This window comes from Fictibacillus sp. 26RED30, from assembly GCF_015903845.1.
Classification (GTDB): Bacteria; Bacillota; Bacilli; order Bacillales; family Fictibacillaceae; genus Fictibacillus; species Fictibacillus phosphorivorans.
Genome location: NZ_JACZDV010000001.1, coordinates 42,148 through 55,649, shown reverse-complemented (window position 1 = coordinate 55,649; position 13,502 = coordinate 42,148). Strand labels below are relative to the sequence as shown.

Genomic DNA, 13,502 nt, shown 5'->3' with positions numbered 1-13,502 from the left:
TGCCGTTATTTATGCTACGGTTCCCTACTACTAGTGTTAAACTACATCTTCAACAATCTGGCCCTATTGTTGAATAACAAAAAAAGACTCGTATTGAATGAGCCTTTTAAATAAAATTTATTCGATTCCGACAAATTATGAATAATCATTCCGGCGAATTTTGAACAGATTCCAGTTAATTATGAAAAATTACATCAATCCCCAACAGCAACATTCCGATCCACTACATCATGGACGAGCAGTACACCTAGCTGGTGGTGTTCGTTTTGGTAGAGTGATCCTTGAACGAATCGAATTTCACCGTTCAGATTAAGAACTTCAAGTTTGCAATATGCCGCATTGATTTGAAGCGCTCGGTATAAACTTGATTCTTGTGAAAGTGTGACTCCATTTACTTTCACAATGACTTCGCCAATCTTTAATCCCATCTTTGCAGCAGGTGTTCCTGGTACGACTGAAAGGATCATAACTCCTTGATCTCTTGGTACAAAGTGTGATGGTCTCGTATCATCACGTTGGCTCGTTACGAGTGTAATGAGCTCTCGTCCTGCAAGACCGGCTGCGATTGCTATAGCAATTAGGAGCGGCAAATTATAAAAATGACCTACTGCTGCAATGCCTGTTACGATAAATCCTAAAATCAAAACTTGTCTGCCTAGATGTTTAATCGCTTCTTCCGGCAGTGTATGTGTAACCAGCTGGCGATACCCAATGGCAAACGGGACGAGGAAGAATGAGAATCCTACCGCACCCATCGGAAACAACGGCCACCAATCTAAAACAGGAATTGAGCCTACAGGTAAAACTAAAAACTGAGGAACAATCCAAAATCTCGTAGCTTCATGTGCACCGATGTAATGTCCTCGTTTTCCTTTGAACAGCCGGGGAGAAGTGCGATCTGCACCTTTCCAGATGACCAGTATCCCTTCTTGAATCAAAAGAACACCAATAATGACCGCTAATGAATCAAGCGGCGTTTTTTGAACATCTACGATCCAACGATCTAAAAAAGAGATTCCTAGCTGGAATTTAGGAAGCAACAGACCGACAACTCCAGCTAAACTCACAGCGTATGCAGGGTTCATAAACCTTGTTTTAAACGTTAAGCCTAAAGCCACATATACGACACCGATTAAAGCAATCATTCCAAGCGGCAATGTGATACCAGCTGCCACAAAGATTACTGAACCGATGAGTCCGATCAAAATGCCTGGCAGCAATGAAAATATTAAATTATCAATAACGGGATGCACGCGCACTTTAAATTCTTTTCTCTCTCGTTTCACACGTTTTAATCCAATTAAGAAAGCAACAAGAATAAAACCATAAAAAAGCGGGTGTAAAAAAAGCAGCAGCATGCCCTGAAGTAATTCTTTCACAAAGGTGTCTGTCATGTGCGGTCTCTTCCTTTCTCATCTTTTAATTCATCCACTTTTTCTTCAATACGTTTCAATCTTCTATCCGTACTCACAGCTCGCTTCACTAATAAACCAACTCCAACGATGATGGCAATCAGAATTAAAAACATTACCAGCTGATAAAGAACATCTCCAACATTCAATGACTGCATATTGTCTACCCCTTTAAGCATGACAAAGGATTTTATCTTTTAGATCCATTGATTTTGTTTTATTTAATACCCACCATAGAAATTACTCAAGGATTTTACTTATTTTTCGTTAATACTTCTATGAATAGTTGATTGGAGCGCAAGGTGCGAGACTCCTGCGGGACAGGCCGGCAGTCCGAAGAGTGGAAGTGGCTCGTTCAGCTCCGACTAGCAAAAGTTGAATGGATTTGAAGGCGCACTTTGCCTTCTGAGCCATTTAACTTTTGACCTCGAGGAGCTAGCCACTGCAACTTGACAGGTGAGACACTTATACGTGAAACGTACGAATGTGGCTCACCGCCTGCCCCGCGGAAAGCGAGCAACCTGGAGCGGAAATCAACCTCTCCCATATGTAATTTACTCTATCTAAACATGCTTACAAAAAAAACCGTAGAGAATAATTTCCTCTACGGATAGTATTCGTGTTTCAGTTGTTTTTTCCTGCCATAATCCCTTATTTTGCAAGCAATTCAATCGCCGTTTTACGCTGAACATCGTTCTTGTCATCACGGATTGAATCGATCACTTTTGACTCCATCTTACCAGCTGTCTTCGTATCTACTTTCCCTGTTGCTGGCAAGTTGTTCGCACGCTGGAACGCAGTTACCGCAGCTTGCGTTTTTTCATCAAAGTATCCATCTTCTCTACCCGTCTGGAACCCTAAACCGTTCAACATAACTTGAGCGTTCTTCACTTGCTCGTTGTTCATATCAAACTCTAACGCCTTTTTCTCAACCGTAATTGGGTTTGTGTAGAAGTAATCTGGCTGCTTCACTTCAAAAGTAGGCTTTACCCCTTTTTTGTGAATCCAGTTTCCATCCGGTGTCAGCCACTTAAACAGTGTCAGCTTGATGTTCGATCCATCACCAAGATCGATCGATTGCTGAACAGTACCTTTACCGAATGACTTCTCACCAACTAAGTCATAGTTTCCTGCTTCTTTTAGAGCAGCAGCTAAAATTTCAGATGCTGACGCACTACCTTTGTCGATCAAACCGATGATCGGATAATCTTTCTTTTCTTTTAACGTAGAAACATAACGTTCTTTGTTTCCTTTACGGTCTTCAATCTGAACGAATGGCTTTTTCTCAGGAATGATCTGACGAAGAATGCTGTCAACCGCTTCTAGATAGCCTCCTGGATTACCACGAACGTCAATAACTAGACCATCAATCTTTTCTTTTTCGAGCTCTGTTAGCTGTTTCTTGAAATCAGCTCCCGTTTTTTCCGAGAAAGAGGTGATTTCAAGTACACCGATTTTCTTACCTTTTACTTCTTCAATATCAGAGTAAACCGTCTCGATCGGAATCTCATCCCGTGTAACTTTGACTGGCATTACATCGTTAACGCCTGTACGTTTTACACCAAGTGTTACGACAGATCCTTTTTCACCGCGGATTTTTAATACGGCTTTATAGAGATCGAGTCCTTCAACGCTTTTACCGTCGATCGTAATGATTTGATCGTTTGGCTTGAGTCCTGCTTTTTCAGCAGGTGAATCTTTGAACGGTGCGACGATTGTAACTTTACCGTCTACCATGCTCACTTCTGCCCCAATTCCTTCAAAAGAAGAATCGAGTGACTGTGAAAACTGACTTGCTGTTTCTTCATCCATATAAACCGAATATGGATCTTTTAACGTTTTGACCATTCCTTGAATGGCACCTTCAAGGAGTTTGTCACGATCAACATCTTCTACATAACGAGAAGAGATGATCTCATACGTCTTCTGAAGCTTCGCAAATTCTTCATCGTTGTCGACTTTCGTTGCGGTCTTCGGAAGATCGTTTACTTCACCGTTCTGAACATACTTCGAATCGTTTCCAAACAGTGCCATCGAACCATACATGCCACCGGCACCAACAAGCAAGGAAAGAACAATCAGCAGGGCCAACATTTTTTTATTTACGTTCATTCTGCTCACCTCGTTTTTGCAGGAAAAGGCATCACACCCTGCAAAGTGCGATGCCTTCCATTGTAAGAGTCTTTAGGCAACAGCCTGTCTCCTACTTCACTATATGAATAGCTTGTTTACTTTATGTGTTTATTTTACCAGTAAGCCGCAGGATTTACAGCATTTGTTTTTCCTGCATTCCAAGGTCCTTTGTGAAGCTCAAAGTGTAAATGCTGACCAAATGAATGTCCAGTGTTCCCCATGTTACCTAGGAACTGCCCTTTTGAAACAGATCCGCCTGATACAGCGCGGCTGCTCATGTGAGCGTAGACCGTTGTCCATTGCTGCCCACCGATCGAGTGAGAGATATATACAACGTTTCCATATGATGATGAATACTCAGAACGGATAACTGTTCCATCTGCAGCTGCATAGATCGGAACGGTTCCACCTTGAGCGATGTCGATTCCTTCATGCATACCGCTGCTTCTGTTACCAAATCCAGAAGAAATTCTTCCAGCAGCAGGTTTGATGATCATGCCGTTACCTGAAACAGGTCCCATTGAAGGAGCTGATCCACCTGAAGACGATGATTCACGAGCAGCTTTTTCACGTGCAGCTGCACGAGCTTGTTCAGCACGGAACGCATCTTCTTGAGATTTTAGAAGTGCACCTTCGTTTTCAATCTTGTGTGCTTCAGCATGCAATGAGTCTTCTTCTTTCTTAAGAGAAGCCATAAGACGAGTTTTTTCATCCATTTGAGCTTTTAATTGCTTTTGCAATACTTGTAACTCTTTCATTGCGTTTTGTAGGTTAACTAGTTTTTTCTCAACAGCTGCCATTTTTTTCTCTAGAAGCTCTTTATCTTTCTTTTGTTCTTCTAAAAGCTGACGATCTTGTTCTGCGATCATGTTCAATGCAAGAACACGGTCAAGAAAATCACCAAAATCTTTTGAACCAAGAACAACTTCTAAGTAAGAAACAGCTCCGCCAGATTCATACATAGAGTTAACTCGTTCTTTTAGTAGAGCATCGCGCTTATCGATTCGCTTTTGAACAACAGCGATCTCACCTTTTAACACGTCGATCTCTTCTTTTGTTTCTTTAATATCTGTTTGTTTGGCTTGTACTTTAAGATCTGTTTCAGAAGAAAGCTTATCGATTCTTGCTACTTCTGCTTCAATCGCTGCTTGGCTGCTTTTGTTCTTGTCCAGCTTTGATTTTGCAGCCTCCGCTTTCTTTGCATTTTCTTGTTGTTTTTTCTTGATGCTTGATAAAGATTCCGCGTGAACGACGGATTCAGAGTGATACATAGTAAAGGCGCCCAGTGCTAAACTTAATGAAAGCACTGTACCAACCACTTTCCTTTTCATTCGTTTTCCTCCCTAACCCCAATTAATTGTTTCGTTTTTCTTGGATCTCTTTATTTCTGCTATCTTTACTAAATCTTCAAGAACTTACGAACAGACGTTAAGCTTCCCCAAACGCCGATCACTCCACCGATCAGAATCATCAACAGCGCTAGCTGCGGGATAAGTGGTGTTACTGGCAATAGCTCAATGAACACTGTTCCTAATTTTTGATTAACGATATCAAAAATTGCTTGATAACCAACTGAGATGACAACGATTGGTAGTATAGCACCCGCTACACCTAATGCAAAACCTTCAATGAAGAACGGCCAGCGGATAAATCCATTCGTCGCACCAACGAGTTTCATAATTTCAATCTCGCGTCGTCGTGTTACAATCGTTAATTTTATAGTATTTGAGATAAGGAACATCGCTGTGAATACAAGTCCTAATACGAGGACGATCCCAACGTTGCGGGCAACATCAGTCACTTTAAAGAGTTTCTCGACGGTCCCTTGTCCGTACTCAACTTTGTTTACAAATTTAAATTTCTCAACTTCTTTTGCTACAGCAGCCGTATCTTGCGGCTTTTCAGTGTAGATGATGAACGCATCTCGCAATGGATTTTCATTCTTAAGAGATGAGAAAGCTTCTCCTTCATCTCCTAGACTTTCAATCAGTTCATCAAGACCTTCTTCTTTAGATTGATACTCTACCGTTTTTACCTTACCAAGCTTTTCAAGCTCTTGTTTGTAAGCATCGTATCTTTCCGGCTTTTCCGTTCGTTCGATATACGCTCTGATCTGTACATCGTCTTCGATCTGACTTGCAATAAAGTTAATGTTCAAGAGAATTGCTAAGAACACACTTACTAATAGCAATGTTACCGTTACCGCAGAGATGGAAGCAAAGGACATCCAGCCGTTTCTTCCCATGCTCTTGAATGCTTCAACGAAATGACGCTTTAATGTTCTAATCTTCATAGCCGTAATCCCCCTTCGCCTCATCACGTACAATTCGGCCGCCTTCTATGGCAATTACGCGCTTTGTGATCGTATTTACGATTTCTTTATTATGAGTTGCCATAACAACTGTCGTTCCACGAGCGTTGATCTCTTTGAAAATCTCCATGATCTCCCACGCTGTTTCTGGATCAAGGTTACCTGTCGGCTCATCCGCGATAACAACTGGAGGATGGTTCACGATCGAACGTGCGATAGATACACGCTGCTGCTCTCCACCTGATAGCTCGTCTGGGAACATGCGCGCTTTGTTTTTTAGTTTTACAAGATCAAGAACTTCCATAACACGTTCTCTGATCACTTTTGGCGACTCTTCAATAACTTCAAGTGCAAAAGCTACGTTTTCGTATACCGTTAAACGCGGCAACAGTTTAAAGTCTTGGAAGATAACCCCAATCTTTCTTCGTACTTTAGGAATCTGTCTTTCTTTTACTTTTGCAAGGTTTGTTCCATTAATGATAATTGAACCTTGTGTGGGTTTCTCTTCACGATACATACATTTTATAAACGTGGATTTACCTGCTCCACTTGGTCCGACTACATAAACAAATTCACCTTTTTCTATGTAGACGTCAATCCCGTTAAGTGCCATAACACCGTTCGGGTATGTTTTCCATACATCAACCATTTCTATCAAGCAAAATCACTTCCTTACTACCCCAAAAAATATTTCCCTGATCAATCAACAAGTTCTATATAAAGGTCTTTCGACAAATACGCGATATATGTCAGTTTTTTTCCGCAATAACTATTATAACATCTTGCACTGACAATTTTATTACAGTTGTGTTTCATCTTCCCTCAGACAAGGGACCATGGTCATGTTTTCGAGATTCCGTAGTACTTAAAATACGACACAATTCGCTGAAATCCTTCATATCTCATAAAAACCTGCAGGGAGACTTTTCGACACAGGTGCGATAAAACCGACCATTGCCGTGGGATTTCGGGTCTTTTGACCTGGTATTGCTAGAGTTTTTTCAATGTAGAATAGCTAATTCTAGTAAAAAGGGCTCCTCTATGCGAAAAGTACTAGTGAACAAAAGAAAACCAGTCGGGATGAGTCCCAACTGGCTACATTTCTGATCGTTTATCCTCGTTTAAAGCCTTCTCCTAATACTTCGTTTGCATTAACTACGATTACGAAAGCATCTGGATCTACACCTTTTACGTATTGTTTCAATTTTGTTACTTCATATTGAGCAACAACGACCATCAACATAGGTCGTTCATCTTGCGTATAACCGCCGAAGGCATTGATTTTCGTAACGCCACGATAAATGTGAGTCAGTATGCCTTGGCGAAGCTCGTCTTCTTTATCTGAGATGATCAGCGCCATCTTCGTCGTCCCTAGCCCGATCTGTACGACATCGATCGTTTTTGCCGTAATGAACATCGCGATAAGTGCATATAGAGCTTGTTCGATCCCGAAAAATAGAGCGGACGACGTAACGATTGTTCCATCTATGAGAAGGATGATTGATCCGAGTGAAGCACCCGTATACTTATGGACGATCTGTGCGAGCAGATCAACTCCACCCGTAGAGGCTTTCCCACGGAACACGATCCCAAGACCAGCTCCGATTCCTAGTCCACCGAAAATCGCGCCAAGCAATGGATCTTCAGTCGCTGCTCCCCAGCTTTCAAAAATAAAGACGAAAAACGGAAGCACAACGGTTCCAACAAGTGTTTTCGCGCCGAATCGTCGGCCGAGGAAGAACAATCCCGCAAAGAAGAGCGGAATGTTTAAACTCCACTGTACAATAGAAGGTTTCCATTGAAAGAGTCCATATAAAATCGTCGATATTCCACTTACTCCGCCAGAGGCGATCTGGTTTGGCAGCAGGAATACCGAGAATGCGAGTGCTACCAGTCCTGATCCAATCACAACATATACATATTCTAAAATGAGTTCGACGGTCGGGTGCAAGATCCCCCGTCTTTTGCGCATAGCCATCATCATTGCTGTCTTTAACCCTCAAACTTTCATAAGGAATTTCTTCAAACCGAGAAAAAGTATACCAATCACAGTATGCCCTTGTAAATGAGACCTTAGTGCCGCGGTGATGAGGTGAAGTGTGGTTGAAAGCAGTTGTTTTGGTGAGATTCTGTGTGTGAGAGCTAGATGTGGATAGTATGGACATATGAATGAAATAGTATTTTGGTTTGTGCATTTGTCGGAATATGTTGTAGTTTGTCGAACTTCGGATAAAAAATTTTATCCGTGAAATTATTGTTTTTATACGTGAATATAATTGTATTTACCGTGAATATATGGAGGATTACCGTGAAATTAATGACGCATATTTTCATTTTTCTTCATTTAGTACTTTGCATTACTCTGCAAAAGCCATCATTATATAGAAAATGTGTATGAGGTGGTCACTTTTGATTAAAAAACATCGAACACGGCCAATTATCATTGATAAGTTACAATCCCTTTTGAAAAGAGCACTACTAAATGATGCGAAACAAGATGAAATACATCGTGTTTTAAGAAAACATATATCTGGATATCGTGGTGAACAGTCACTGGACTATTTTTATCGTTATCTCCCTCAAACTAACCTTATTTTACTTCATGGTCTTAGAATTTCACATGAAGACTACTACTTTCAAATTGACACCCTTATGATCACACCGCACTTCTTACTTATTATTGAAAGTAAGAACATTGCAGGACATCTCTTTTTTGAAAGTGCATACGATCCAATGATCCGTACATTAAATAATCAACAAGAAGCTTTTGACAATCCCGTTGAACAAGTAAAAAGACAATTCTATCACTTAGTGGCCATTTTAAATAACTTCAAAGTCCCCCACCTACCAATCGAATCTCTTGTAGTGATGACTAATCCAAAGGCAATAACAGAATTTTCTCCTGCTTACAAAGAAGCTCGCATGAAAGTAATCAAGAGTTCTGGTTTAGTAGCCAAATTTGAAGAGTTGAGCAATAAGCATCGAAAAGAAATAATCTTACCTAAAGATAGTAAAAAAATTAGTAAAAACCTGATAAAAATACATACGCCAGATAATCCAGACGTTTGCAGCAAGTATCAAATCAATCCAAATCATTTAGTAACTGGTGTGTTTTGTCCTAGTTGCGAGGCAGAATTTTTACAGCGTCATCGGAGAACTTGGTATTGTGCGTCTTGTAAAAACAACTATAACAAGGCTCATGAAGCTGCATTAGTAGATTACGCTCTGCTAATCTCCAACACCATTTCCAATAAGTCCTGTAAACAATTTTTGAACCTTACATCAACAAGCCAATCATATCACCTGCTCCAGTCGCTAAACCTCCCCTTCACAGGCCATCGAAAATCCCGCGTCTACGATCTCCATGATCTCGTTAAAAAAACAACCTCTAAGGAAGATGCTTCTCCTTAAAGGTTGTTCAGATGTAATCACCGTTATTGCTGGATACCTAGTTCAACTAAGATCGTTTCTAGTGTTTTTCCTTTGTATTTCTTTCTTGGTGAAGGTGTATCGTCAACATGCTGGTTTTGTAGGAGATAGTTTCTTTGTACGAATTTCATATCTTTTGCATCTACCTTTCCGTCAAAGTTAATATCCGCGGCACGTTTTCCTGTTCCCCACGCATTTTGAATCTCGATCGCATCAAGAATATCGATCACGTTGTCTTGGTTCACGTCTCCCGCCTTCACATCAAGCGCAGTAATGAAACGGCTTTGTGCATATAATTCACCATTGTGCTCAAAACCAATGAATAGTTCGTCTTTTGTTAGGAAATGTCCTGGCACTCTCATTTCAACAGTGAACGCTTCTTTTTGCAATGGAAGTTTGTCGTACTTGTACTGACCGTTATCAGCGATGCGTGTTGATGGTGCATGTGCATTACCTTCTCTATCGATAATTTCTACAGACCCTCCTACCTTCGTCCAATCGCGTCTCTCTGTCACTGTTCCCTCCTCGTTCTGAAAGCCTTCAGGCGTTACATAACCGTTTGCAGTAGAGAACTGCGGTTTTACTTTCCAACTTAACTGAGCTTGCAGGACTGTTGATGTTTTAGCATTGTTATCTGTTACTTTTACAATTGGTGCTACTGCAGCTCGTGTTGCATAATAATCATCACTTACTTTTAACGTCACTTCTACTAGCTCGGCGTGATCTAGCGTTTCGTTACTATTATTGAACCCAACAGTTACGAGACCATCTTTTACTTCGATAGATGCTTTGTCTTTAAAAGCGTCTGTTAGTTTAGCATCAACAAGAGACACCGCGCCAAAGCTACTATTGTTAAAGTTCCATTCCGCTTTGGTCAGATCATTTAAGTTATCCAATACAAGTGTGGCTTTTACCGTTTCTCCAGTTTTCAAAGGAGCTTTTTTACTCTTCGTATAGGAAACAGGTGTGCCCTCTTTTACAAAATAGTAATTCTTCTGCACAGCCGGGTTACCTGCCAGATCGAAACCATCCATGCGGAAGTTAAGTGTCGTTACGTTTTCGTTCATCGCGATCTCTTCAACAAATCTGCCTTCTTTATCCATCTTGATCGGAGTAGATGGGAAAGGCGTGTTCCAATAGTAGATCATCGAGTTTGATGATTGATCGACGTTCAAGCCGACTTTCTTCATCTCATCTACTAAAGGATCGTTGATTTTGATGTCAAATGGATACGTCTCTTGACCTGGTTTGTATTCTAAGAAAGGTGAATCACCGTCAAGTGAGCTTTCAAACGTTGGTTCATCAATATCGATGAATATATGTCGGTAATCTATTAGTTGTTTGCCAGTGGCTGTTGTTGAAATAAATTTCAGTTTATAGTAACCAGCTGGTGCAAAGGAAATCTCGGAATCAACAGGTTCTGTTTTATCCCCCGTAAATTTGTTGTACATGCCATTAAATGCGTTTAACACGTAATAGCTTTGGTTTTCGTTACGACCTTTTAAATTCATAGTCCCGATTAAGCCCAGATCTTTCCCTGACTTTCCGTCTTGAAGGACGACTTCCATCTTCTCCATCGGAGACTTAAAGTTGAATTCCATCGGTGTATAAATCGCACGGTAATTGAAGAATCCTCCCGTATTTAAATAGTTCGGAGCGATGGCTGGTGTTGAAAGCTCTAGTTTGTTGTAGCCTTCCTCCGTAATGCGAATACTGAATGGAATTCTGTAGTGTTCAGCTGCTTTCGATTGATTCGTCAGCGTGATGTACCCTTCGTAAATGCCCTCTTTTGCTTTTTTCGGAACTTCAATCCCCGCTGATACCTTTTTAAAATCGTCTCCGGCAATCTTGATTTCTTCTGGAATAGAGATCTCGATTCCGTTCTTCTTCAAGCTTGGTGAACCTTTTGTTTCTTCTACTTCTACCTTGAACGTCTTCTTCACTTTTTCGTTGTTCTCAACCGTAATGGACTTCTTTAGTGCCAGCTTTTTGCCGGCATAATGACTTCCATATGCGATTCCACCAGTACGTTCTTTAATTTTAACCAGATTCGTAGAACTAGGAATCAACGTTTCATCGTTTACTTGAAAACTCGTACCACTGTACACAGCTTGATAAGGATCAACACGCCCTGCTCCTACTTCAAATACTGAATAATCTCCGTTGAGCGGATCAGCTGTGTTCATTAAGATGGTTTTAACATCTTCAGGTTCTAAGTTAGGGTTAGCATCGAGCATCAGAGCTGCGATTCCTGTTGTGTGCGGAGCAGCCATTGATGTTCCGGAATATCTGGAATATGCGTAATCATAGTTTGTTTGGTTCGCTGGATTTACCATGTATGATGGAACCGTTGAAAGAACAGCAACACCAGGTGCTGTAACTTCTGGTTTCATGTCGTACGTCTGTCTCGCTGGACCTCTCGAACTGAAAGCGGCTAAGCGATCGCCTTCTGTTTGAACTTCATCATACTTTCCAAACGTAAAACTGGATTTACCTGCAGCGATCTGAGTTTTAATCTTTTCACCCGCTGCTTTTGTTAAGGAGAATGATGGAATAAATGTTGTCGACTCACCAAGATTCGCCTCGATAACTCCATCTACGTTGTTATATAGAAGAACTGCAACCGCACCGTTTTGTTTAGCGAGTATCACTTTTTCGTTCAGTGTCGTTTCACCGCGAGCGATGAGAGCAATCTTTCCATTTACATCTTTACCCGTGTAATCAGTAGCCTTACCTAGACCCACATCAACAAGATCATATGATTTGCCTTGTAGTTCGTTTAAATGATCAGCATAATGACGAGCGAGTCCAGTGAGTTGAAGTCCACTCTCACTCCCCACTGATCCTGTATAAGAAGCGACCGTCATCGGTACGTCACTCGCTCCGATCGTAAGTGCTAATGCAGCAGCACCAGGAGAACCTAGTGTGTATGCGTTCGGACCTGAATTTCCAGCTGATACGACAGCTGTCACGTCATTAAGAACCGCATAGTTGATCGCAGTACTCGTCGGATAATACGGGTCGTTGATACCGGCACCTAACGAAAGGTTGATCACGTCCATCCCGTCTTTAACTGCTTTCTCGATCCCCGCGATAATGCCTTCAGAAGAGCCAGTCCCGTAAGGTCCTAACACACGATACGCATAGATATCAGCATCTGGCGCTACACCTTGAACGGATACATTCGGGTTCTTGCCTTGACCAGCGATCGTTCCGGCAACATGTGTCCCATGCGACGTGTAATAGGCGTTGCCGTTAAACTCTGGCTTTTTAGAGTCTTGCCAGTTTTTATACGTCGTTTCCATCGGATCGCTGTCATTATCAACAAAATCATATCCGCCTTTAAACACTTCTTTTAAGTCTGGATGATTGTAGTCAATCCCTGTGTCTAAGATTCCTACCTTAACACCCTCACCTGTGATGCCCTCATTATGTAGCTGATCAATCTTCAAGTAAGGAATGCTCTCAACTGATGTTCCTGCACTGTTGCTATTCAGAGCTTTTTCTTCGCCCATCGCGATCGGATCCACTTTAAACGTTACATCTTTATAAATCGCCTTTACAGATTCTGATTGTAGAAGCGCTTCTACCTGATTGGCAGGCAGTTTCATCGCCACACCGTTATATACGGTTTTGTATGTGGATGTAATTCTGTGCGTTGATTTTTTTGTCATGGGTGCAACAGATGGAATGAGTTTCTCAACATCCTTCTTAAATTGAGCATGCTCTTGATCTACTTTGCTGTCAGCTTGTTGGCGTGAGATTTTTTTCCCTTTCAACTGTGCGTCTAATACAGCGGCTTGTCCGGGCTTTGACTGAAATTGAACGATTACGGAGATCTCTTTTTCACTCTGCAGTTCTTCTTTCTTAAAGCCTTGAAGACCTTCAACATCTGTTAGTTCGAGCTGTTTTAATGCTTCTCTTTGTTTAGCGGTAAGTGATGCTAGAATATCCTCGGCTTTAAAAGGAGCCGCACTTGTTTTTTGTGTATACATCGATGTGTTTGGAGATAGCAGTAATCCAGCGGCTAAGGTAAGGGCAGTTGACTTTTTAATAAAAGATATCTTTTTCATCGTTTCCCTGCTTTCTTTGGTATTAATGATTTTTCAAGCGGTTATTTATATATGAAACTCTTAGATGTTAAAATTTTCCTAGAAAAACAATAAAAGTTGTATCCTCCTTTCTATTTTTTGAATTTTTTGTAGATTCAAATGTAA

At 41.1% G+C, this 13,502-nt stretch carries 9 protein-coding genes; 1 reads left to right on the top strand and 8 read right to left on the bottom strand.

Annotated elements, in window-relative coordinates; translation table 11 throughout:
- Nucleotides 1-194 precede the first annotated feature (194 nt).
- The 7 genes from IHV11_RS00240 to IHV11_RS00210 form a co-directional block, all read right to left on the bottom strand.
- Nucleotides 195-1,394 carry a PDZ domain-containing protein gene (locus IHV11_RS00240; protein WP_197193374.1) on the bottom strand — a complete coding sequence of 400 codons (1,200 nt, stop codon included), beginning with the start codon at nt 1,392-1,394 and terminating at the stop codon, nt 195-197.
- On the bottom strand, nt 1,391-1,570 hold the full coding sequence (locus tag IHV11_RS00235; protein WP_153237408.1) for a DUF4083 family protein: 180 nt from the start codon (nt 1,568-1,570) through the stop codon (nt 1,391-1,393). The genes IHV11_RS00240 and IHV11_RS00235 overlap by 4 nt, the downstream gene beginning before the upstream one ends.
- Before the next feature lie 493 nt (nt 1,571-2,063).
- The gene (locus IHV11_RS00230) at nt 2,064-3,524 is read right to left on the bottom strand and encodes a S41 family peptidase (RefSeq protein ID WP_066397900.1); all 1,461 of its coding nucleotides are present in this window, start codon (nt 3,522-3,524) and stop codon (nt 2,064-2,066) included.
- A gap of 134 nt (nt 3,525-3,658) precedes the next feature.
- Nucleotides 3,659-4,876: a murein hydrolase activator EnvC family protein gene (locus IHV11_RS00225; protein ID WP_197193373.1), complete on the bottom strand. Its 1,218-nt coding sequence runs from the start codon at nt 4,874-4,876 to the stop codon at nt 3,659-3,661.
- Between the two features lie 68 nt (nt 4,877-4,944).
- On the bottom strand, nt 4,945-5,838 hold the full coding sequence (gene ftsX, locus IHV11_RS00220) for a permease-like cell division protein FtsX (protein ID WP_197129030.1): 894 nt from the start codon (nt 5,836-5,838) through the stop codon (nt 4,945-4,947).
- Nucleotides 5,828-6,514 carry a cell division ATP-binding protein FtsE gene (ftsE, locus tag IHV11_RS00215; RefSeq protein ID WP_137791963.1) on the bottom strand — a complete coding sequence of 229 codons (687 nt, stop codon included), beginning with the start codon at nt 6,512-6,514 and terminating at the stop codon, nt 5,828-5,830. Before ftsE ends, ftsX begins: the two co-directional genes overlap by 11 nt.
- A 453-nt stretch (nt 6,515-6,967) precedes the next feature.
- Nucleotides 6,968-7,828: a YitT family protein gene (locus tag IHV11_RS00210; protein ID WP_144697907.1), complete on the bottom strand. Its 861-nt coding sequence runs from the start codon at nt 7,826-7,828 to the stop codon at nt 6,968-6,970.
- A 437-nt stretch (nt 7,829-8,265) separates the two neighbouring features.
- On the opposite strand from IHV11_RS00210, the gene IHV11_RS00205 reads away from it, so the two are divergent.
- Nucleotides 8,266-9,267, top strand: coding sequence for a nuclease-related domain-containing protein (locus IHV11_RS00205; protein WP_197193372.1), 1,002 nt, complete (start codon nt 8,266-8,268; stop codon nt 9,265-9,267).
- A 23-nt stretch (nt 9,268-9,290) separates the two neighbouring features.
- Here the strand turns inward: IHV11_RS00205 and IHV11_RS00200 are convergent, their stop codons facing one another.
- The gene (locus IHV11_RS00200; protein ID WP_197193371.1) at nt 9,291-13,358 is read right to left on the bottom strand and encodes a S8 family serine peptidase; all 4,068 of its coding nucleotides are present in this window, start codon (nt 13,356-13,358) and stop codon (nt 9,291-9,293) included.
- Between the last annotated feature and the right edge of the window lie 144 nt (nt 13,359-13,502).